Origin of the sequence: Acidovorax sp. LjRoot66, assembly GCF_964253305.1 — a bacterium.
In the GTDB taxonomy this organism is placed as follows: Bacteria; Pseudomonadota; Gammaproteobacteria; order Burkholderiales; family Burkholderiaceae_C; genus Acidovorax.
In genome coordinates this window covers 1,043,025-1,063,568 of the sequence record NZ_CAXUQU020000001.1, presented here as the reverse complement: position 1 = coordinate 1,063,568, position 20,544 = coordinate 1,043,025, and the positions used below count along the sequence as shown (strand labels likewise).

General features: G+C 68.2%; 19 protein-coding genes. 9 read left to right on the top strand and 10 right to left on the bottom strand.

Annotated elements, in window-relative coordinates:
• Nucleotides 1-2 precede the first annotated feature (2 nt).
• Nucleotides 3-1,205, bottom strand: coding sequence for a formate-dependent phosphoribosylglycinamide formyltransferase (gene purT / locus ACSQ3Y_RS05030; protein ID WP_436176616.1), 1,203 nt, complete (start codon nt 1,203-1,205; stop codon nt 3-5).
• A gap of 138 nt (nt 1,206-1,343) precedes the next feature.
• Here purT and ACSQ3Y_RS05025 point away from each other — a divergent pair, with 138 nt between their 5' ends.
• The 8 genes from ACSQ3Y_RS05025 (at nt 1,344) to ACSQ3Y_RS04990 (ending at nt 9,414) form a co-directional block, all read left to right on the top strand.
• Nucleotides 1,344-2,957, top strand: a complete 1,614-nt coding sequence (locus ACSQ3Y_RS05025; protein WP_436176615.1) for a sigma 54-interacting transcriptional regulator — start codon at nt 1,344-1,346, stop codon at nt 2,955-2,957.
• Nucleotides 2,958-3,192: 235 nt separating this feature from the next.
• Nucleotides 3,193-4,092, top strand: coding sequence for a sulfurtransferase (locus ACSQ3Y_RS05020; protein WP_057199932.1), 900 nt, complete (start codon nt 3,193-3,195; stop codon nt 4,090-4,092).
• A 69-nt stretch (nt 4,093-4,161) separates the two neighbouring features.
• A complete protein-coding gene (locus ACSQ3Y_RS05015) occupies nt 4,162-4,731 on the top strand; it encodes an OsmC family protein (RefSeq protein ID WP_057199931.1) in 570 nt (189 codons plus the stop codon).
• Between the two features lie 56 nt (nt 4,732-4,787).
• The gene (locus ACSQ3Y_RS05010) at nt 4,788-5,942 is read left to right on the top strand and encodes an acyl-CoA dehydrogenase family protein (protein WP_436176614.1); all 1,155 of its coding nucleotides are present in this window, start codon (nt 4,788-4,790) and stop codon (nt 5,940-5,942) included.
• A complete protein-coding gene (locus tag ACSQ3Y_RS05005; RefSeq protein WP_436176613.1) occupies nt 5,939-7,219 on the top strand; it encodes an FAD-dependent oxidoreductase in 1,281 nt (426 codons plus the stop codon). Before ACSQ3Y_RS05010 ends, ACSQ3Y_RS05005 begins: the two co-directional genes overlap by 4 nt.
• 141 nt (nt 7,220-7,360) lie before the next feature.
• Nucleotides 7,361-7,939, top strand: coding sequence for a DUF3455 domain-containing protein (locus tag ACSQ3Y_RS05000; RefSeq protein WP_436176612.1), 579 nt, complete (start codon nt 7,361-7,363; stop codon nt 7,937-7,939).
• Between the two features lie 159 nt (nt 7,940-8,098).
• A complete protein-coding gene (locus tag ACSQ3Y_RS04995) occupies nt 8,099-8,665 on the top strand; it encodes a sigma-70 family RNA polymerase sigma factor (protein WP_057266458.1) in 567 nt (188 codons plus the stop codon).
• On the top strand, nt 8,662-9,414 hold the full coding sequence (locus ACSQ3Y_RS04990) for an anti-sigma factor (protein ID WP_436176611.1): 753 nt from the start codon (nt 8,662-8,664) through the stop codon (nt 9,412-9,414). Before ACSQ3Y_RS04995 ends, ACSQ3Y_RS04990 begins: the two co-directional genes overlap by 4 nt.
• 27 nt (nt 9,415-9,441) lie before the next feature.
• Here the strand turns inward: ACSQ3Y_RS04990 and cynS are convergent, their stop codons facing one another.
• The 6 genes from cynS to ACSQ3Y_RS04960 form a co-directional block, all read right to left on the bottom strand.
• Complete coding sequence (cynS, locus tag ACSQ3Y_RS04985) at nt 9,442-9,885, bottom strand: cyanase (RefSeq protein WP_057199926.1); 444 nt, start codon at nt 9,883-9,885, stop codon at nt 9,442-9,444.
• 105 nt (nt 9,886-9,990) lie between these two features.
• The gene (locus ACSQ3Y_RS04980) at nt 9,991-10,866 is read right to left on the bottom strand and encodes an ABC transporter ATP-binding protein (RefSeq protein ID WP_436176610.1); all 876 of its coding nucleotides are present in this window, start codon (nt 10,864-10,866) and stop codon (nt 9,991-9,993) included.
• Nucleotides 10,856-11,725, bottom strand: a complete 870-nt coding sequence (gene ntrB / locus ACSQ3Y_RS04975; protein ID WP_436176609.1) for a nitrate ABC transporter permease — start codon at nt 11,723-11,725, stop codon at nt 10,856-10,858. The genes ACSQ3Y_RS04980 and ntrB overlap by 11 nt, the downstream gene beginning before the upstream one ends.
• Nucleotides 11,726-11,895: 170 nt before the next feature.
• Entirely contained in the window at nt 11,896-13,299 is a 1,404-nt protein-coding gene (locus ACSQ3Y_RS04970; RefSeq protein ID WP_436176608.1) for a CmpA/NrtA family ABC transporter substrate-binding protein, read from the bottom strand.
• 146 nt (nt 13,300-13,445) lie between these two features.
• A complete protein-coding gene (locus tag ACSQ3Y_RS04965) occupies nt 13,446-14,132 on the bottom strand; it encodes a response regulator (protein WP_436176607.1) in 687 nt (228 codons plus the stop codon).
• Nucleotides 14,129-15,340, bottom strand: a complete 1,212-nt coding sequence (locus tag ACSQ3Y_RS04960; RefSeq protein WP_436176606.1) for an ATP-binding protein — start codon at nt 15,338-15,340, stop codon at nt 14,129-14,131. Before ACSQ3Y_RS04960 ends, ACSQ3Y_RS04965 begins: the two co-directional genes overlap by 4 nt.
• A gap of 54 nt (nt 15,341-15,394) precedes the next feature.
• Between ACSQ3Y_RS04960 and ACSQ3Y_RS04955 the strand changes: the two genes are divergently transcribed.
• Nucleotides 15,395-16,240 (top strand): ABC transporter permease, encoded by an 846-nt coding sequence (locus ACSQ3Y_RS04955; RefSeq protein ID WP_436176605.1) that lies wholly within the window; start codon nt 15,395-15,397, stop codon nt 16,238-16,240.
• Nucleotides 16,241-16,259: 19 nt separating this feature from the next.
• Here the strand turns inward: ACSQ3Y_RS04955 and ACSQ3Y_RS04950 are convergent, their stop codons facing one another.
• From ACSQ3Y_RS04950 to ACSQ3Y_RS04940, 3 genes are all read right to left on the bottom strand, one after another.
• The gene (locus ACSQ3Y_RS04950; RefSeq protein ID WP_057199919.1) at nt 16,260-16,592 is read right to left on the bottom strand and encodes an STAS domain-containing protein; all 333 of its coding nucleotides are present in this window, start codon (nt 16,590-16,592) and stop codon (nt 16,260-16,262) included.
• Between the two features lie 95 nt (nt 16,593-16,687).
• Nucleotides 16,688-17,755, bottom strand: a complete 1,068-nt coding sequence (locus ACSQ3Y_RS04945; protein ID WP_436176604.1) for an ABC transporter substrate-binding protein — start codon at nt 17,753-17,755, stop codon at nt 16,688-16,690.
• A 20-nt stretch (nt 17,756-17,775) separates the two neighbouring features.
• Complete coding sequence (locus ACSQ3Y_RS04940) at nt 17,776-20,394, bottom strand: MFS transporter (RefSeq protein WP_436176603.1); 2,619 nt, start codon at nt 20,392-20,394, stop codon at nt 17,776-17,778.
• Between the last annotated feature and the right edge of the window lie 150 nt (nt 20,395-20,544).

Here is a 20,544-nt window from a genome sequence, read left to right as displayed (position 1 = left end):
GATCAGGCCTTCCGTGGCTTGACTTTGCTGGCGGCCAGCTTGGCGTTGTCTCGCGCGGTGTGCACGTCCGCAGCGCGGGCCAGGGCCACGCCCATGCGGCGCTTGGTGAAGCTCTCTGGCTTGCCGAAGAGGCGCAGGTCGGTATCGGGCACGCGCAGGGCCTCTTCCACGCCGTCGAAGACGATGCCCACGGCGTCCACCCCGCCGTAGATCACGGCGCTGGCGCCGGGGTTGCGCAGGCTGGTGTCCACCGGCAGGCCCAGGATGGCGCGAGCGTGCAGCTCGAACTCGCTCTGGTTCTGGGTGCACAGGGTGACCAGGCCGGTGTCGTGCGGGCGGGGGCTCACTTCGCTGAACCACACGTCCTGGCCCTTGACGAACAGCTCCACGCCGAACAGGCCCTGGCCGCCCAGGTTGTCGGTCACGGCTTTGGCGATCTGGCGCGATTTTTCGAGCGCTGCCGGGTGCATGGGGTGGGGCTGCCAGCTTTCTACGTAGTCACCGCTGACCTGCACGTGGCCGATGGGGTCGCAGAAATGGGTCTCGATCTGGCCATCGGCGCCCACGGCGCGCACGGTGAGCTGGGTGATCTCGTAGTCGAAGTCGATGAAGCCCTCGACGATGACGCGGCCGTGGCTCACGCGACCGCCGGCCATGGCGTAGTCCCAGGCCTTTTTCACATCGTCGGGGCCGTCGATCTTGCTCTGGCCCTTGCCCGAGCTGCTCATCACCGGCTTGACGATGCAGGGGTAGCCGATGCCGGCGTCGATGGCCGCCTGCAGCTCGTGCAGCGAATTGCAGAATTGGTAGGGGCTGGTGGGCAGGCCCAGGGTTTCGGCGGCCAGCACGCGGATGCCTTCGCGGTCCATGGTCAGGCGCGCGGCGCGTGCGGTGGGGATCACGCGCACGGTGCCGGCGGCCTCCAGCTCTTCGAGCATGGGGGTGGCGATGGCCTCGATCTCGGGCACCACCAGGTGCGGGCGCTCGGCCTCGATCAGCGCCTTGAGCTGGGCCGGGTCGCTCATGGTGATGGTGCGACGGTGGTGGGCCACCTGCTGGCCGGGTGCGTTCTCGTAGCGGTCGACCGCAATGGTTTCCACGCCCAAGCGCTGCAGCGCGATCAGCACCTCCTTGCCGAGCTCACCCGAGCCCAACAGCATGACTTTGGTGGCATGGGGGGACAAGGGGGTTCCGAAGGTGGTCATGGCGGTGCTTTCGACAGGATGGGAGGGGTGGAGAAAAGGAATCGGGCAGGCGGCTGACCGCTCCGGGTAGCGACTTTAATGCACCGGACCGCCCGGACACCCATCGCGGCGGGCGCAAAACTTGCAAGAAGCACCCACATGACCGCCCCGCCATCCCCCGGCAAGCCCCGTGCTCAGGACACGCCCGACTGGCATGCGCAAGAGTTGCTGCTGATGCGCGAGGTGATGCGCCTGATTGGCCGCAGCCTGGCGCCGGGCCTGGTACTGCGCGAAATGCTGCACCTGATGAGCGAACTGCTGGGCCTGAACCGCGGGCGGATCGTGCTGGTGGATGCACCGGCGGGCGCGACCGCTGCTGCTGCGCGCACCTCCTCCATCCAGCACGCCTATGGCCTCACGCAGGCCGAGGTGGAGCGCGGGCGCTACGCCTGGGGCGAGGGCATCACCGGGCGTGTGCTGTCTACAGGGCAGCCGGCCATCGTGCAGGACATCGATGCCGAGCCGCTGTTCCTGGCGCGTGCGGTGGAGCGCAGCCACCTGCCGCCCGAGACGGTAGCCTTCATCGCCCTGCCCATCGAACTCAACCACGCGCCCATCGGCGTGCTGGCCTGCCACCGCATCCGCAGCCGCCAGCGCCACCTGAACGACGACTTGGCCGTGCTGCGCGTGCTGGCCACGCTGGTAGGCCAGTTGCTGCAGCTCGAGGCCCTGGTGGCCGAGCAAACGCGCCAGTTGGAGGCACGCAACGCCGTGCTGGCCAATGCGCTCAACACCAAGAGTGCGCGCTACGGGCTGATCGGCAACTCGCCGCCGCTGCTGCAGGCACTGGGCGAGCTTGAGCGCGTGTCTCAGACCCAGGCCACGGTGCTGCTGCTGGGTGAATCGGGCACGGGCAAGGAGCTGTTCGCGCGCGCCGTGCACCTGGCCAGCGGCCGGCGCGACCGGCCCTTTATCAAGGTCAACTGCTCGGCCATACCGGATGCGCTGTTCGAGTCGGAGCTGTTCGGCTACGAGCGCGGCGCCTTCACGGGCGCCAGCACCGCGCGCGCGGGCTGGTTCGAGCAGGCCGACAGCGGCACCATCTTCCTCGACGAGATCGGCGAGCTGCCGCTGGCCATGCAATCGAAGCTGCTGCGCACCCTGCAGGAGGGCACGCTGGTGCGTCTGGGCGGGCAGCGCGAGGTGAAGGTCAACGTGCGCCTGGTGGCCGCCACCAACCGCGACCTGGCGCGCGAGGTGGAGGCCGGGCGGTTCCGCCAGGACCTGTACTACCGGCTCAACGTGATCCCGATCCGCCTGCCCTCTCTGGCCGAGCGGCGCGAGGACATCCGTGCCCTGGCGCTGCACTTTGTGAGCCGCGCCAACCAGGCCCACCAGCGCAACGTGAACCTGGCGGCAGATGCCCTGGCGCGGCTGGAGGCACACCCCTGGCCCGGCAACATCCGCGAACTGGGCAACCTGATCGAACGGATGGTGCTGCTGGCCGAAGGCACGCTGGTGACCGGTGCGGAGCTGGATCGCTTCCTTCCTGGCGCCATGGCCATCCAGCCGGCCCCCGTGGCAGCCCCCCCGGCGCAGGCGCCAGCCGAGGCGCCCCTGGTGCGCGACTACGCCCCGGCGCATTCCCACAGCGCCCACACCCTGCAGGCGGCCCTGGCCGAGCACCACGGCAACCAGTCGCGCGCGGCTCAAAGCCTGGGGCTCACGTTGCGCCAGTTCAGCTACCGCCTGCGCAAGGCGGGCCTGCGCTGAGCCTGGCGGCAGGCCCGCCACTGTGTCGACAATTTGTCGACACAGTGTTCAGGGCAGTCGCCAACAGTCCATGCAATCGAGGCCATGAAGCCCATTTTTGCTATCTATTGAGTAGCACCTGAAATAGCATGGGAAACGATTTCATGGGATTTCACGCTGAATCGGCCGCGCTGGCACACCTGTTGCAGTAAGGGAAGCAGGCCATCCTGCCCACCACCGCATCGAAAGGTTTCCCATGAGCACCGATTCCGACGCCGTCCTGATCTCGCCCACCCAATTGCAGGCCCTGCAGGCCGCAGAGCCCGTCGTCCTGATCGACACCCGCGACGCCGACACCTATGCCCTGGGCCACATCCCGGGTGCGGTGAACCTGCGCGAGACCTTCACCTTCCTGGCCACCTCCAGCCCCGAAGGCCTGCAGGAACTCAAGGACACCTTTGCCGCGCACCTGGGGGCCATCGGCCTGTCGGGCGCCGAGACGGCGGTGTTCTACGAAGACGCACTGAACAGCGGCTACGGCCAGTCCTGCCGCGGCTACTACCTGCTGACTTGGCTGGGCTACCCCAAGGTCAAGGTATTGAACGGCGGCTATTCGGCCTGGAAGGCGGCCGAGCTGCCGGTTTCCACCGAAGCCGTGGTGCCCACTCCCGCGATCTTCCCGACCAGCCTGGCCACCGCCGATGTGATGCTGACCAAGGACAACGTCGCCGAGGCCCTGGGCACCGACACCGTGCTGCTGGACGTGCGCGACGTGGACGAGTGGATCGGCGAAAGCTCCAGCCCCTACGGCAAGGACTTCGCACCGCGCAAGGGCCGCCTGCCGGGCGCCAAGTGGGTGGAGTGGTACCGCTTCATGAAGCCCTCAGCGCAAGGCCCGGTCTTCAAATCGCCGGACGAGGTGCGCGCCGAGTGCGCCACAGCAGGCATTGCCCCGAGCGACACGGTGTACCTGTACTGCTTCAAGGGCGCACGTGCGTCCAACACCTTCCTGGCCCTTAAGCAGGCCGGCTTTGCCGACGTGCGCATGTACTTCGGCTCGTGGAACGAATGGTCGCGTGACGACAAGCTGCCCATCGAGAGCGGCTTGCCCCTGCTGCGCACGGCGCGCAAACCCGCGCTGGCCCTGGCCGCCTGAGGCACTGGCGGGCGCCTCCATGCGCCCCTTCTCATTTCTCCATCTTTCATCAATGCACCAAGGAAACCCATGTCCACCGACCTGCTGGAACCCACCGCCCCCGTCACCACCGTCCACACCGCGTTGCGTCCCATCGACCGCGATGGCCTGATGGCCTTTGCCGAAAAAGGCCGCAACAACCCCGCCAGCCGCGGCACCAACAAGGTCCACACGGTGATGGAGGGGCAGTACCGCTCGCTGAGCACCGTGGGCCAGCACACGCCGGTGGTGGTGGACGAGCCACTGCACCTGTTCGGCCAGGACACGGCACCCGCCCCGGGCGAGATCGTGCTCTCGGGCCTGGGCGGCTGCCTGGCCGTGGGCATCACCGCCGTGGCCACCTGGAAGCAGGTCCAACTCAGCAAGATCGAGATCTTCATGGAGGGCGACATCGGCAACCCCGCTGCCTGGGGTGCCGGGGGCGCGCTGCAGAAGCTGCCCCCCGAGATGGGCTTCCAGGCGATCCGCGTGAAGGTGCTGATCGAGGGCGACGCACCGCGCGAAGTGCTCGACGAGATCGTGCAGCACGCCAATTTCTACTCGCCCGTGGCCAACAGCATGCGCAACCCGATCCCGTTCGAGATCAGCCTGGCCGACTGAGCTACCCGCCCGTCCCCGTCTTTGCCCTGCCGCGCACACCCAAGGACCCTGCCCCCATGAAACCCGCCGACCTCCCTCCCCAACTCCACCTGGACGGCGCCCTGCAGGGCGACGCACTGCTCGCCGCCGTGCGCGCCATCGCCCAGGGCCCGCTGGCCGCGCAGGCCGAGGCCATCGACCGCGTGGGCTACTACCCGCGCGCCGAGCTGCAGCAACTGGGCGCCGTGGGCGCGATGGGCGTGCACCTGGACAGCACGGCCGGACCGGCGGACTATGGCGTGGCCATCCGCGCCATGGCCGAGGTCTCGCGCGTGTGCGGTGCCACCGGCTTCATGTTGTGGTGCCAGGCAGTGTGCGGGCTGTACCTGCAGCAGTCGGGCAACCCGGCGCTGATGGGCGAGGTGCTGCAGCGCCATGCCAGCGGGGTCGGCCTGGGCGGCACGGCCCTGTCCAACCCCATGAAGAGCTATGCCCAGATCGAGGCCCTGCTGCTCAAGGCCACGCCGGTGGACGGCGGCTACCTGGTGAACGGCACCCTGCCCTGGGTCAGCAACCTGGGGCCGGACCACTACTGCGGCGCCGTCGCCGCCATCGCCCAGCCCGAAGGCAGCGCGCCGCGCGAGCTGATGTTTTTGCTGCGCTGCGGTGCGCCGGGCGTGGAGATGCGCGAGTGCCCGAGCTTTTCGGGCATGGAGGGCACGGGCACCTACGCGCTGCGCCTCAAGGACCATTTCGTCGGCACCGACAACACCATTGCCGACCCCACTCGGCCAACCATCGCGCGCATCCGCGCCGCCTTCGTCATGCTGCAATGCGGCATGGCCGTGGGCATCACGCAGGGGGCCATCGACTCGATGTGGGCGGTGGAGGCCCAGCTCGGCCACGTCAACCAGTTCCTCGAAGACCGGCCCGACGCCCTGCAGGCCGAACTCGACGCGCTGACCGCGCGCGTGATGCGGCTGGCCGAGACGCCCTTCGACACCCGCACCGATTTCTTCGTCGACGTGCTGGACGCCCGCGCCCATGGCGCCGAGCTGTGCCTGCGCGCAGCCCAGTCGGCCCTGATGCACCAGGGCGCGCGCGGCTATCTCATGAGCTCGGACGTGCAGCGCCGGGTGCGCGAATCGCACTTCGTGGCCATCGTCACCCCGGCCATCAAGCACTTGCGCAAGGAGATCGCGCGCCTGTCCACCGAGGAGATGCCGGCATGAGCGCTGCCGCCCTCACCCACTCCACGCTGGCCGACGACCCCTGGCTGCAGTACATCTGCCACGCCTGCGGCTACATCTACGATGAGGCACAGGGCGACCCCGACGGCGGCCTGCCGCCCGGTACACGGTTTGCCGACATCCCCGAGGACTGGGCCTGCCCGCTGTGCGGCGTGACCAAGGGCGATTTCGAGCCCTACCTGGCACCCAGCCTGGAGGCGCTCCAGGCCCAGGCCCGCAGCCGCACGGCCAGCGCCCCCGCGGTCAGCCGCCATGCGGCCCCTGGCGTGGTCATCGTTGGCGCGGGCCGGGCCGGCTGGCTGGTCGCCGAAGCCCTGCGCGCCCTGAACGCTCAGCGCCCCATCACCCTGGTGACGGACTGCAGCGGCGATCTGTACGACAAGCCGCAGCTGTCCATCGCCATGGCCAAGCACCTGCCCGCCGAGCGCCTGGTGCGCGAAACCGGCACCGCCGCGGCGGCGCGCCTGAACCTGCGGCTGCTGGCACACACGCATGCCGTGCGCATCGACACATCTGCGAACGGTGGCACGTTGCGCACCACGCGCGGCCCGCTGCGCTACCAGCACCTGGTGCTGGCCCATGGCGCGCGCGCTGCCCTGCCCCCGGGGCTGCCGGCAGCGCTGTGCTGGCGCATCAACCACCTGCAGGCCTACCAGCGCCTACGCGCGGCCCTGGGCCACACGCCACGCCGGGTGCTCATCGTGGGCGCCGGTCTGATCGGCTGCGAGCTGGCCAATGACTTGGCGCTGGGCGGCCACAGCATCACCCTGCTCGATACCGAGCCCCTGCCGCTGGCGCGCTGCGCTGGCGAAGCCCGCGCCAGTGAACTGCTGGCGGCATGGGGGCAGCTGCCCATCGCGTTCGTGGGTAGCGTGCGCGTGGCTTCGCTTGATCCCCTCGCAGTGCCCAGTCCGGATGGAGCCCTGCAGCTGACCACCACCGACGGCCGGCAGTTCACGGCCGACCAGGTGATCGTGGCCGCCGGCCTGCAGACCCCGCCGCGCCTGGCCCAGAGTGCCGGCCTGGCCTGGGATGGCGGCATTGCCGTGACACCCGCGCAATTGCAGACCAGCGTCCAGGGCATCCACGCCCTGGGCGACTGCATCACCATCGGCGGGCAGGCCAGCCGCTTCATTGAGCCCATCGCCCGGCAGGCGCGCACCATCGCTGCGGCGATTGCCGGGGCGGGCGATGTGCCGTATGAGCCCCGGCCCGCCTCCATCCGGGTCAAGACCAGCTCCTGGCCCATGAGCCTCTGATCGGTGAAACCCGGGCACGCAAAAAAATTTTCAACTATTTTTCTGCGGGCCTGCATCCAAACGGCGTCCTCGTGGGTAGTACCTGCAGCAGCCCACTTTTTTGCTGCTGTCCATCCAACCCATTTGAAGAAGAGGAACGCCATGACGACCACCCAGCCAACGATCTCCCGCCTCATCCCCCTGGCCGGCGCCATCGCCGCCGCAGCCCTGCTGACGGCCTGCGGCTCGATGATGGGCTCCAGCACCGGGCCCATGTTCTCGCAGGACAGCCTGCCCGACACCGTGAAGGTGCCCGGCGGCAACAAGGTCGCCATGGAAACCGTGGGCGTGGGCGAGATCACCTACGAATGCCGCGACAAGGCCAACGCGCCCGGCCAGACCGAATGGTTCTTCGTGGGCCCCAAGGCCGTGCTCAACGACCGCGCCGGCAAGCAAGTGGGCACCTACTACGGCCCACCCGCCACCTGGGAGTCGAAGGACGGCTCCAAGCTGACCGCCACACAGGTGGCAGTGGCCCCGGCCGGTGCCGGCAACATCCCCTACCAGCTGGTCAAGGCCAACCCGGCCATGGGTTCGGGCGCCATGACGGGCGTGACCTACATCCAGCGCGTGGCCTTGAAGGGCGGCGCGGCACCCGCTGCCGCCTGCAGCGCCGCCAACAAGGGCGAGCGCCAGATCGTGAAGTACCAGGCCGACTACATCTTCTGGAAGGCAGCGTAAGACGCCGCCTGCCATTGCAGGCGTGTACGCAATCCCCTGGGACACAGGGGATTGCGCGTGGATTCAGTAGCTTCTCGGCTACGATGCATCCACGCTCTGGGCCCGCGCGCTGCGCGGTGCCCAGCCACAGAACCGACCGTGCCAAGCCCCTCGCAACCTGTGCCTGACACTCCTGGCGATTTTGACTACGAAGCGGCCCTGGCCGGCTGCGCTGCCGGCGACCGCCAGGCCATGCGCCGGCTGTACGAGCACGAGGGCCCACGCATGCTGGGCGTGGCGCTGCGCATCGTGCGCCAGCGGGCATTGGCCGAGGACATCGTGCACGACGCCTGCGTGAACATCTGGAGCCGGGCCACGGGCTACGACGCGGCGCGCGGCAGTGCGCGCGGCTGGATCTACAGCGTGGTGCGCCACCTGGCGCTGAACGCCGTGCGCAACGCGCGCCGCCACGTCGATATCGACGAGGAAACCACCCACACCCTGGAGGCCGACATGTCCGTGCAGGCCTTCCATGACGCCGCCAGCAGCTTCGAGTTGAACACCAGCCTGGGCCGCCTGCAGCACTGCCTGGAGGCACTGGACCCTGCCCGACGCAACTGCGTGCTGCACGCCTATGTCGAAGGCTGCTCGCACGGCGAAATCGCCGAGCGCCTGGGCGCGCCGCTGGGCACCGTGAAGGCCTGGATACGGCGCAGCCTCACCTCGCTGCGGGAGTGCATGGCATGAGCACGCCCACACCCGGACTGGACCCCGACGACCTGCAGCTGCTGGCCGGTGAATACGTGCTGGGCACCTTGCCGGCCGCGGAGCGCCTGGCCGTGTCGCAGCGCCTGGCCACCGAGCCTGCGCTGCAGCAGGCCGTGAACGACTGGGAAGAGCGGCTGCTGCCGCTGACCCATCTGGCCGAACCCGTGCCACTGCCCACGCACTTGGCTTCGCGCATCGAGGCATCGCTGCAAGGCCTGCGCCAGCAGGCCAGGGCGCAGAGCGCACCTGCGGCAATGCCCCCGCGCAGCACCTCCGGCAGATGGTGGAACCACCTGGGCCTGTGGCGCGCGCTCGCGGGGTCGGGCTTTGCCATGGCGGCCGTGATGGCTGCGGTGCTGGTCACCCGCACGGCACCGGTGGCAGCACCACCGAAATTCATGGTCGTGCTGGTGGCGCCGCAGGACAAGGCGCCCGGCTGGGTGGTGCAGGCCAACTCGACCCGGCAGATCAGCCTGATACCGCTGGGCGTGGCCGAAGTGCCGGCCGACAAGGCGCTCGAGTTCTGGACCAAGGCCGACGGCTGGAACGGCCCCGTCTCGCTGGGCCTGGTCAAGCCCGGCCAGCCGCTGCAACTGGCCCTCGACAAGCTGCCGCCACTGCAGCCCAACCAGCTCTTCGAGCTGACGCTGGAGCCACCCACGGGCTCGCCCATTGGCAAGCCCACAGGGCCTATCCAGTTCATCGGCCGGGCCGTCCAGGTACTCTGAGCGCTGCTGCCGGCGAAGCGAGCAGACTCAGTACTGCTTATAGGGAAGGAACTTGCCCGAGAGAACCACATTGACGCGGTCGCCCTTGGGGTCGGCTTCACGCGTGATGTCCATACTGAAGTCAATGGCGCTCATGATGCCGTCACCGAACTCCTCGTGGATCAGCTCCTTGATGGTCGTGCCGTAGACGCTCACGATCTCGTACCAGCGGTAGATCAGCGGGTCGGTGGGCACGGGTGTAGGCAGCGAACCCTTGTAGGGCACGACCTGCAGCCACTTCTGCTCTTCGGCCGTGAGGCCGAAGATCTTGCCCAGCACCTTGGCCTGCTCGGGCGATGCGGTCATCTGCCCCAGGCACAGGGCGGTGGTCCACTCCTTGGACTGGCCGACCTTCTTGGCAATGGCATCCCATTGCAGGCCCTTCGAGACTTTGGTGCTGATGATCTTTTCGGTGACGTCGTTGCGGTTCATGTTGGCTCCTTTGGGTTTGGACGTTGGAACAGGGGGCAAAAATTCAGGGTGCAGATCTCCCCGGCCACCCATGCAGGCGACCCGGCGGGGTGGTCTCTGGCGAGGTCAGTGGGCCTTGGCCCGGGTCACGAGAAAGTCCACGATGTGGTTGCGCAGCGCGTAGTAGCCGTCCAGGTGGTGCAGGCTGCTGCGCGTGCGTTCGCGCGGCAGCGGGTTCACCACCACCTCGGCGATGCCGCCCGGGTGGTAGCCCGCGGGCGACTCGTTGCCGTTGCTCATGAGCAGAATGCGGTCGGCCAGCAGGATGGCCTCGTCCACGTCGTGGGTGATCATGAACACCGTCTGCTGCGTCTGGCGCACGATGGCCATCAGCTCGTCCTGGATGGTGCCGCGCGTGAGCGCATCGAGCGCGCCGAAGGGCTCGTCGAGCAGCAGCATCTTGGGCTGGATGGAGAAGGCGCGCGCAATGCCCACGCGCTGCTTCATGCCGCCCGACAGCTGCGAGGGCTTCTTGTCGATGGCGGGCGACAGGCCCACCAGCGCGACAAACTTCTCCACATGCGCGTCGACTTGGGGCCTCTTCCAGTCGGGCCAGCGCGATTTGACGGCAAAGGCGATGTTTTGGCGCACCGTGAGCCAGGGCATCAGCGCGTGGCTCTGGAACACCACGCCCCGGTCCAGGCTGGGGCCGGCGACTTCGCGGCCGTCCATGATGACGGTGCCCGAGGTGGCGGTGTCCAGGCCCGCCAGCACGTTGAGGATGGTGGTCTTGCCACAGCCCGAGTGACCGATGATGCAGACGAACTCGCCCTTGTCGAGCACGAACGACACGTCGGCGAACACCGGCTTGGCGGCCACATAGGCCTTGCTGAGCTGGTCGATCTGGAGGAAGCCGGAGGTCACGGGGGAGGCCTTTCGTTGCGGGGCATCGGTGGCGATGGTCTGGGTAGCGGCGGGGCGCTGGGCGACATCACTCCACATAGGTCACCACCTTCTGCAGTTGGCCGAAGGCCAGGTCAAGCAGCATGCCGACCACGCCGATCACCAGGATGGCGAAGATCACGTTGGTGAGCGACAGGTTGTTCCACTCGTTCCACACGAAGTAGCCGATGCCGGTGCCGCCCACCAGCATCTCGGCGGCCACGATCACCAGCCAGGCGATGCCCATGCTGATGCGCATGCCCGTGAGGATGGTGGGCGCCGCCGCCGGCAGGATCACCAGGAAGGCCTTGCGCAGCGGGTTGACCTGCAGCGTGGCCGAGACGTTGAGCCACTCCCGCTTGACCGAGGCCACGCCGAAGGCCGTGTTCACCAGCATCGGCCAGACCGAGCAGATGAAGATCACGAAGATGCCCGAGATCGACGAATCCTTGATGGTGTAGAGCGCCAGCGGCATCCACGCCAGCGGGCTGATGGGCTTGAGCACCTGAATGAACGGATCGAACGCACGGCGCAGCAATGGCGACATGCCGATGATGAAGCCCAGCGGTATCGCCACCAGGCAGGCCAGGCCAAAACCCAGCGCCACGCGGCCCAGCGAATGCGCCAGCTGGATGGCGATGCCCTTGTCGTTGGGCCCGTTGTCGTAGAACGGGTTGGACATATGGCTCCACACCGTGGCGCCCATTTCGCCCAGCGAGGGGAAACCGCTGCTCTTGGTGCTGGCACCCGGGTCCTTGCCCATCATCTTGGCGTATTCGATCTGCTCCGCCGTCATGCCCGCAGTGCTGTTGGCGGGGCCCGACGACGCCGTGGCCGCGTACCAGATGCCCAGAATGATCAGGAAGATCAGCACGGACAGGAGGCCCGCGCGCAGGTTGAGGTTCTTGGAACTTGTCATGTCAAATCTCCGTGCGCTTCACAAATCCACCAGCCCGCGAAACGGGCAGGGCCGAAGCCAGCGCCCCCGCGCAAGGGCCGCCCCCCCGCGCTGGGGGCGTCCCCCTCCCGCACTGCGCAGCAATGCGAGAGAGGGGTGAAGGCGCGAAGCGACTCAGGGGGTGCTTCATTTCATGTCACCTTGCGAATCGGGAAACTTTTCGCGTACTCGGCGGCCTTGGCGGCGTCGAACTCGCGGCCCATGATCTTGAACTTGGGGTACGCGCCCTCGGGCACCTTCTGGTCCAGCGCTTTCATCTGCTTCTTGGCGTCCGTCAGCAGGAAGACCTTCTCGGCGATCTGCTTGTAGTCCACGTCGCCCTTGACGTAGCCCCAGCGCTGCATCTGCGTGAGCATCCACACGGCCATGCTCTGCCAGGGCATGGGGTCGAAGTCGGCGCGGTCAGGCACGTTCTGGATCTTGCCCAGGCCGTCGGCGAACTTGCCGGTGAGCACCTGCGTGATCACGGCTTCGGGCTGGTTCAGGTAGGCCTGGGGCGCGATCACCTTGGCGATGAGCTCGCGGTTGGCCGGGTCGCGCGCCATGGCGGCCGAGGTGAGCACGGCGCGGTACAGCGCGGCGAAGGTGTTGGGGTTCTTCTGGATGAACTCGGTGCTGGTGCCGAAGGCGCAGCAGGGGTGGCCGTTCCACAGGTCCTTGGTGAGCAGGTGGATGAAGCCCACTTCCTCGAACACGGCGCGCTGATTGAACGGATCGGGGCCCAGAAAGCCGTCGATATTGCCGGCGCGCAGGTTGGCCACCATCTCGGCCGGCGGAACCACGCGCAGTTGCACGTCGGTATCGGGGTTCAGCCCCGCCTCGGCCAGGTAGTAGCGCAGCAGGAAATTGTGCATGCTGTACTCGAACGGGATCGCGAACTTGAATCCCTTCCAGTTCTTCGGGTCGCGGTTGTCCTTGTGCTTGAGGCTCATCGTGATGGCCTGGCCGTTCACGTTCTGGATGGTGGCCACGTTCATCGGCGTGGCGTTGGAACCCAGGCCCATGGAGATCGCCAGCGGCATCGGCGACAGGAAGTGCGTGGCGTCGTACTCCTTGTTGATCATCTTGTCGCGGATCAGCGCCCAGCCTGCCGTCTTGGTGACTTCGACATTCAGGCCCTGCTTGCTGTAGAAGCCCAGCGGATGGGCCATGATCAGCGGTGTGGCGCAGGTGATCGGAATGAAGCCGATCTTGAGATTGGTCTTCTCCAGCGCGCCTTTTTCCTGTGCCATGGCCTGCATGCTGGCCACTGGCAGCACACTGGCAATGGCCGCCATGGCCGTGCCCTTGCCCACCGCCTTGATGAAGCGCCGGCGCACCGCGTCCTGCGGGAACAGCGCCTTGACCAGGGTGGCTTCGATGAATTCGTTGCTGTAGGCCTCGAACTCGCTGGTGAGGCTGCGCTGGCGCAGGGTGGCGGCGGCAGCGTCGGCCGACACCTCGGCATGGTGGTCTGCGGCCGTATGGTCGCGGCCGCAGCTGCACTTGAGCATCAACGGGCGGTCGGCATCGAAAGGCGAGAAGAATTCGGACATGGCACACCTCGGAGAAGTTGATGCCATGCACTACGCAAAGCGCGGGCCAGTTGCACCCTCACCCGCCCCGCCGCCATGAATTCGTGGGGGCGATGTCTACAGCATGTAGGGGCAGCACTACAAACCGGGCCTGCATTGCCCGGAAATCACTCCGCCGGCGTGCCGCGTGCCAGCAGCGCCAGCTCCACGTCGTTGCGCGCGCCGGTTTTTTCGAGGATGCGGGCGCGGTAGGTACTCACCGTATTGGGCGCAAGCTTGAGCTGCGCACCAATTTCGCCCACGCTCTGCCCCGCCGTGAGCAATCGGAACACCTGGTGCTCCCGGTACGATAGCGCGTCCACCCCGGCTGGCACGCCCTGCTGGGTCACCCGCACCACCCCGGTGCGCTCTACCGCGCCCGCCAGCGCCTGGGCCGTGGCCTCCGTAAGGTAGCGGCCACCGGCAGCCACCTTGCGCACGGCAGCCACCATGTCGTCGGGGTCGGCGCTCTTGTGCAGGTAGCCAGCCGCGCCCATCTGGATGCAGCGCACCGCGTACTGCCGCTCGGGGTAGGTGCTGAGCATCAGCACCGGCAGCACCGGCCAGGCCTTGCGCAGGGCCTGCAGCACCTCCAGGCCATCCATGCCCGGCATGGCGATATCGAGCAGCACCAGGTCGATGCCGGCCGGACCGGAGAGCGCCGCCACCTGGTCGAGCACCTCCTGACCATGGGTGGCCTCGCCTGCCACCACGATGTCGGGCAGGCCGTTGGCCGGGTCGCCCAGCACCTGTTTGAGGCCCTCGCGCACGATGCGGTGGTCGTCGCCAATGAGCACGCGCACCGGAGCGCTCATGGCGTAGCCTCCAGCGGGATGCGCAACTTCAGGCACGAGCCATCGCCGGGCTCGCTGCTGATGTGCAGGTGGCCACCAAGTTGCCGCGCACGCTCGCGCATGCCCATGACGCCATAGGCCGTGGGCGCCTCAAGCGCCTGGCGCGTGGCGCCCACCCCGTTGTCCTGCACACGCAACTGCAAGTGATCGTCCTCGATGTCGATGTGGATGCGAATAGCGCTGGCCTGTGCATGCCGCCCGACGTTGCTCAGCATCTCCTGGAAGATGCGGAACACCGCGATGGCGGCTGGCTCGGGCAGGTGCAGCGCCTCGGGCACCTCCATCTGCCAGTGGAGCTGCAATTCTGCCGACTGCACGAACTCCTGCGCCTGCCACTCCAGCGCCGCCCACAGACCCTGGTGGTCCAGGATGCTCGGGCGCAGGTCGGTGATGATGCGGCCCACATTGTCCACCGCATTCTCGATCAGGCGGCTCATGTTCTGGCACTTGCAGCGCATCTGCTGGCGCATGTCTATGGCCGCCTCGGGGGCGCGCTCGCCCTGCTCGCCCAGGCGCTTGTGCAGCCAGTTGACGTCCATCTTCAAAGCCACGAGCAGGCTGCCCAGCTCGTCGTGCACCTCGCGCGCGATGCGCGTGCGCTCGTCCTCGCGCACCTGCTCGGAATACGCCGAGAGTTCGCGCAACTGGCCCAGCGCCTGTGACAGCTCCTGTGTGCGCGCGGCCACCCGGCGCTCCAGTTCGTCGTTGGCGCGGGCCAGTTCGTCGTGCGCGCGCTGCAGTTCGCCGGCCGCGCGCCGGCGCTCGGTGATGTCCACGAAGGTGACCACCGCGCCCTGCACCTGGCCGGCCTCGACGATGGGGTGGCTCGAATACTCCACGGCAAAGGCCGTGCCGTCCGCGCGCCAGAAGACCTCGCTGTCCACTCGGCAAGGCAGGCCCGAGCGGAAGGCATTGAAGATCGGGCAGTCGCTGTCGGCATAGGGGCTGCCGTCGGGGTGGGAGTGGTGGGTCAGCGCATGCATGTTGCGCCCCATCACCTCCCCGGTGGCCAGCCCCAGCATGCGCGCGCCGGCCCGGTTGATGAAGACGCAATCGCCCGCCAGATCGATGCCGAACACGCCCTCGCCCGTGGATTCGAGCAACAGGCCCAGCCGCTCGCGCCAGAGGGCGGGGGCGTTGGGGGGCAGGTGCAGTGCGCTGGCGGACATGCGCCAGGGCGCAAGCAATGGCCATGCCCGGGCAAGCCGCAGCACAATAGGGCCATGCAAACCGCTCCCCCTTCGCTCCAGGCGCCGCCACCCACCCCGTCCGTATGGATGCCGCCTTCGCTGTCCTCGCGCTGGTGGCCCGTGTTCCTGCGCAACCTGCTGGTCTGGCGCAAGCTGGCCATCCCCAGCCTGGTGGGCAACATCGCCGAACCGCTGATGTGGCTGGTGGCCTTCGGCTACGGCATGGGCGCGCTGGTGGGCGAGGTGAACGTGGCCGCAGAGGGTGGTATGACCAAGGTGCCCTACATCCTGTTCCTGGCCAGCGGATCGATCTGCATGAGCGCCATGAATGCGGCGAGTTTCGAGGCGTTGTACTCGGCCTTCTCGCGCATGCACGTGCAAAAGACCTGGGACGGCATCATGAACGCGCCCGTGCGCCTGGACGACGTGGTGCTGGCCGAGATGCTCTGGGCCGCCTTCAAAGCCCTGTTCACCGTGACGGCCATCCTCGGGGTGATGCTGGCATTGGGCATCAGCCACAGCCCCAAGCTGCTCGTGGCCTGGCCCGTGCTGCTGGGCGTGGGCATCATGTTCTCGAGCATCGCGCTGATCTTCAACGCGCTGGCCAAGGGCTACGACTTCTTCACCTACTATTTCACACTGGTGCTCACGCCGATGATGTTCCTGTCGGGCGTGTTCTTCCCGCGCGAGCAGTTGCCGCCCATCGTGCGCGCCATCTCCGACTGGTTGCCGCTGACGAACGCCGTCGAGCTGGTGCGCCCGCTGTTCATGGACCAGTGGCCCGCCCACCCCTGGCGCCATGGCCTGGTGCTGGTGGTGACCACGGTGGCGGCCTTCTGGGTGGCATTGGCGCTGACGCGGCGGCGCTTTCGCAGCTAAACCCAGGGCGGTGGACCACTCAGACTTTGGCCAGTCCTTCGTCCAGGGTATGGGTCACAGCGAACAGGGTCAGGAAGCCGCTCATGTCAAACACCTCGCGCACCATGTCGCTCAGGCCGACCAGCACCAGCTTGCCCTTGCTGGCACGCAGCTTCTTGCCCGCGAGCAGCACCACGCGCAGGCCGGCGGAACTGATGTAGTCCAGCGCAGAGAGGTCAAACACCACGCGCTGCGTGCCCGCTTGGAGCTGCTCGGCGACCACGCGCTCGAGTTCGGGCGAGCTGTTGCTGTCGAGGCGGCCGCGTGGGCGCAGGATCAAGATGTCGTCGCGGCGCTCCTGTTCGAGGTTCATGGGCGCAATCCTTGGAATCGTGGCTGTAGAAAAGGAGTCCTGGAACTCCGGTTCGGTCCATTGTAGGGGCCGCACCGCAGTTCGCGGCCGGCGCTTCAGTTGGCGGCGGCCTGCTTGGGCACGTTGATCACTTCGGCCACATTCAGCAGCAGCATGGGCGGATACAGGTCCAGCGCCTGCACCGTGCGCATGTTGACCAGCAGCGAGAAGCGCTGAAGGGTAGAGGCCGCGATGGCCTGGGGCGGTTTTTTCTCGACCAGGATCTGGCGCGCCATGGAGCCGGCATAGCGGCCGATGTTGGCGCCATTGGAGAACAGCCCGAACAGGCAGCCTGACTGGCGCACGATGCTTTCGGTTGCGCAGAAGGTCGGCAGCTTGTTCTGGAGCGCGGCGGTGGTGACGGCGTCGCGGTGCGTGAAGGCCAGGAAGGTGATGGGGCCGACATAGAGGAAGTCGACCTTGCGTTCGGCCAGGGTCTGGATCTGCGGGGCGATCTGCGTGGGGTCGGGTCCGCCTTGGGGTAGCAGGGGCAGGCTGGCCTCGACCACCTCGAAATTCTGCGTGCGCGCCAGCTCCTTGAGCCGGTCGCGGATCAGGCCGGAGTTGGGCTCGGCCGGGTTGTGCAGGTAGCCCAGGCGCGTGAAAGGGCGGTAGGCACGGATGGCGTTGAGTTGCACCGGCAGCGGTGCCACGTGGCTCACGCCCGTGACGTTGCGGCCATGGCCCTCCAGCGTGCGCAGCAGACCGGCGCCCACCGGGTCGGTCACCTCGGTGAAGACGATGGGCAGGTCGCGAATCGCATCGTCTTTGCCTGCCTGGTCATCCCGGCCCGCCAGGGCGAGGGTGGTGGGTGTGCCCCAGGCATAGATCAGGTCCGGGCGTGCCGCGCGCACCTTGGCGCGCAGCTCGGGAATGTCCTCACTGCGGCCCGAGAAGCGGATGCTCACGTACTGCACGGGCACGTCCTGGCGCTGCAGGTAGCCGGTGAAGCCCGCCTCGATGTTCTGGTCGTCGCGCGGTAGCACCATGGCGATGGTGAAGCGCTTGGTGGCGGCCGCCACGCCAGAGGCCGCCGCGTTGGCGGCGCTCTGGGCCATGGCAGCCGAGCTGCCCAGCAGGGCGCAGGTGGCCCCGGCGGCGATGAGGAGGCGGCGCAGATTCATCGTAATTCTCCAGAGGGTCATCAGGCCGCCGCAGCGGCCTGGGTGCGGGGGTTGCGCAGGCCGGCGGCCAGGCTCAAGGTCGACACCGACAGCAGCAGGCCCACGGCCACCACTGCGCCGGCATAGCCGAAGGCGGTCACGGCGACCGCCGTGACAAAGGGCGCAACGATGCTGCCGCCACGCTCGATCAGCCGGAACGCGGCCAGCGCCTGCTCGGGTGTGGCGCTCGCGCGGCTCGCCTCCACGCCCTCGAAGGCCTCGGTCGTCAGCGCGATCTGCGGTGACGACTGCATCGCCTGGCCAAAGCCCAGCAGGGCGCAGCAGGCGGCCATGCCCCAGACGCCGCCCAGGGCCGGCAGCGACAGGCAGGCCAGCACGCTGAGCACGCCGCCCGCCACGATGAAGGGCTTGCGCTGCCCGAGCAGGTCCGACCAGTGCGCCGCCAGCGAGGCGGTGAGCGCAAAGCACAGGAAGTACAGCAGCAGCACCCGGCCCGCGACCGCAGGCGGCTGCTGCAGCTCGTTCATGTACAGGGGCACCACCACCGAGAGAATGGTCACGGCCACCAGGCGGCCCGGCAGGGCCGCACCCAGGATCACCCAGATGGCGCGCGGCTCGCGCAGCACCGCCATGTAGCCGCGCCAGCCGCCGGAGGTGGCCAGGCCGCGCTGGGCTGCGGCGCTGCCCTCGGGCACGGGCAGCGACAGGCGCAGGGCGGCCAGCAGGGCGCCGACCATGCACAGCGCGCAGGCCAGGAAACCGATGCCGTCGCCAGCGCGGGCGGCGATCATGCCGCCGAAGGGCGGGCCGACGATGCCTGCCGCCACAATGGCCGCAGCCACTTCGGCCAGACCTCGCGCGCGCTGTTGCGGCGGCGTGATGCGCACGATGGCCGTCTGCACCAGGATCAGCGCCAGGCCGTAGGCCGCACCACCCAGGGCGCGCAGGCCGATCAGGGTCCACGCGTCGGTCGCCCAGGCGGTGGCGGTCAGCGCGAGGGTGCCGACCAGGGCCGCCAGCATCAGGCTCCAGCGCAGGTCGAAGCGCCGCGCCAGTGCCGGGCCGGCGGGCTGGGCCAGGGCCAGCGTGGCCATGAAGGCGGCGACGGGCAATCCGGCCACCATGGCGGGCGACAGGGCGGCATCGATGGGCCGCACCTCGCTGGCGAACACGGTAAAGAAGGGGCGCAGCAGCTCTTCGGACAGGGCCACCAGGAACACGGTCAGGCGCAGCAAGGTGAGCTGGGCGCCGACCTGGGGCGTTTCGGCCGTGGCGCTGCCACTGCGCGCAGCGCGAATCAGCTGTGCCCGGCATTCGGCGGCGTCGCGCTCATGGGCCTGGGCGCTTTCCTGGTCGATGGTGTGGTTTTTTTGCCAGCGCCGCTGCAGCCCTTGCCACAACCGGGCCTGCACATAGGCGGCCAGCGGGAACAGCAGCGAGCGGCGCCACAGGCCGCGCGCGAGTTCGCGCACCAGCACGGCGGCGATCACCAGGGCCAGCACCAGGTCGATCAACATGCCCGCGAGCTGGCGGTCCACGAAGTCGGCAGGGTAGCCGACGACCACAGCGCCATCGCCGGCCGTGAGCTTGCGCCGCGGGAAGTCGGACGCATCTTCGCGTGCCTGCGCAGGCGCGTCGCCGCTCCAGGTGGCATTTTGCGCCGGGCCGCTGGGGGGCTGCAGTGCCAGGTAGTTCAGCTCGGGCGCTTCGACAAGCTGCTGCCGAAACAGTTCGTCCACCCCATTCATCGCGCTCCAGGGCACGCCGAGCGACAGCGCGCGCGCGACCTGGCCCGACAGCGCGCGGCCCACAGCGTCGGCGTTTTCCTGGATCTGCGCCGTGACGGCCGGGCGGGCTGCCTCGCGCGCGATCCACAGCATCGCGGCGGGCGCCACCACCGCGCTGAAGACCACGGCCAGCCAGAGTTGTTTGGCGGAGCCCTGGATGGCCCGTGCGCCGACGCCACTGCCGATGCCGCGCATGGAGGTGATGACGCGGCTGCTCCAGCGCAGCAGCAGCCACCAGGTGATCAACAGGGCCAGCAGCATCAGCGGCAGGGCGCGCAGCACCATGTCCAGCGCGACGCCCCGCGCCTGGGCGCGCACCTCGGCCAGGTCGAGCGCCCCCCACAGGGTGGCCGCTGGGACGCCGGTGGAATCGAAAATGGCCGCGCCAACCCACGCATAGCGGCCCGTGTTGCGTACCGCCGGGGCATGGCCCGGCCCGGCGTCGATCACCGCCTGCCTCCAGCGCGGCGCGATGGTGGCATGCAGCTCAGGGTCGCCCGAGCGCAAAACGGCCTCGCCCCTATCGGTGTCGATGAACACCCCGCGCAGCGGGCTGCCCGCTGCGCCCAGGCGCGCGACCCGCTCGGACAGCACGGTCTGGTCGGCCACGGAAACGCCGAAGCGCAGCCCGGACTCGGTCTCGTCGGCCACCTGGCGCAGCAGGCGCACGGTACGGTCCTGCGTGAGCTGGGTCAGCAACTGCTCGGTCCGCCAGGCGATCAGCACCAGGGACAGGCCAAACAGCACCAGCGCAAAGATCGCAGCGAATACCAGGGATTCGCGCCGCAGGCGTCGCTGCAGTGCGGCCACATCGATTTCGGTGCCGGGCGTGGGGTTGGTCGTGTCGGTCATGGAAGTGCTTCCTTGGTATGCCGGTTTCGTCGAATGTCATGGAGCTGTTCTATAGTCGGGGCGTCGTTACGAACCCTTTCAACCCTTTCGACCCGTTGCGCGCTGTTTGCGCCTCCTCGTCTACCGTGCTCAGCTCCCTGTCCCCCATCC

Bases quoted from the DNA above. Each gene is read 5' to 3' on its own strand.
- purT (WP_436176616.1), bottom strand. From the start codon at position 1,205: ATGACCACCTTCGGAACCCCCTTGTCCCCCCATGCCACCAAAGTCATG.
- ACSQ3Y_RS05025 (WP_436176615.1), top strand. From the start codon at position 1,344: ATGACCGCCCCGCCATCCCCCGGCAAGCCCCGTGCTCAGGACACGCCC.
- ACSQ3Y_RS05020 (WP_057199932.1), top strand. From the start codon at position 3,193: ATGAGCACCGATTCCGACGCCGTCCTGATCTCGCCCACCCAATTGCAG.
- ACSQ3Y_RS05015 (WP_057199931.1), top strand. From the start codon at position 4,162: ATGTCCACCGACCTGCTGGAACCCACCGCCCCCGTCACCACCGTCCAC.
- ACSQ3Y_RS05010 (WP_436176614.1), top strand. From the start codon at position 4,788: ATGAAACCCGCCGACCTCCCTCCCCAACTCCACCTGGACGGCGCCCTG.
- ACSQ3Y_RS05005 (WP_436176613.1), top strand. From the start codon at position 5,939: ATGAGCGCTGCCGCCCTCACCCACTCCACGCTGGCCGACGACCCCTGG.
- ACSQ3Y_RS05000 (WP_436176612.1), top strand. From the start codon at position 7,361: ATGACGACCACCCAGCCAACGATCTCCCGCCTCATCCCCCTGGCCGGC.
- ACSQ3Y_RS04990 (WP_436176611.1), top strand. From the start codon at position 8,662: ATGAGCACGCCCACACCCGGACTGGACCCCGACGACCTGCAGCTGCTG.
- cynS (WP_057199926.1), bottom strand. From the start codon at position 9,885: ATGAACCGCAACGACGTCACCGAAAAGATCATCAGCACCAAAGTCTCG.
- ACSQ3Y_RS04980 (WP_436176610.1), bottom strand. From the start codon at position 10,866: ATGTGGAGTGATGTCGCCCAGCGCCCCGCCGCTACCCAGACCATCGCC.
- ntrB (WP_436176609.1), bottom strand. From the start codon at position 11,725: ATGACAAGTTCCAAGAACCTCAACCTGCGCGCGGGCCTCCTGTCCGTG.
- ACSQ3Y_RS04970 (WP_436176608.1), bottom strand. From the start codon at position 13,299: ATGTCCGAATTCTTCTCGCCTTTCGATGCCGACCGCCCGTTGATGCTC.
- ACSQ3Y_RS04965 (WP_436176607.1), bottom strand. From the start codon at position 14,132: ATGAGCGCTCCGGTGCGCGTGCTCATTGGCGACGACCACCGCATCGTG.
- ACSQ3Y_RS04960 (WP_436176606.1), bottom strand. From the start codon at position 15,340: ATGTCCGCCAGCGCACTGCACCTGCCCCCCAACGCCCCCGCCCTCTGG.
- ACSQ3Y_RS04955 (WP_436176605.1), top strand. From the start codon at position 15,395: ATGCAAACCGCTCCCCCTTCGCTCCAGGCGCCGCCACCCACCCCGTCC.
- ACSQ3Y_RS04950 (WP_057199919.1), bottom strand. From the start codon at position 16,592: ATGAACCTCGAACAGGAGCGCCGCGACGACATCTTGATCCTGCGCCCA.
- ACSQ3Y_RS04945 (WP_436176604.1), bottom strand. From the start codon at position 17,755: ATGAATCTGCGCCGCCTCCTCATCGCCGCCGGGGCCACCTGCGCCCTG.
- ACSQ3Y_RS04940 (WP_436176603.1), bottom strand. From the start codon at position 20,394: ATGACCGACACGACCAACCCCACGCCCGGCACCGAAATCGATGTGGCC.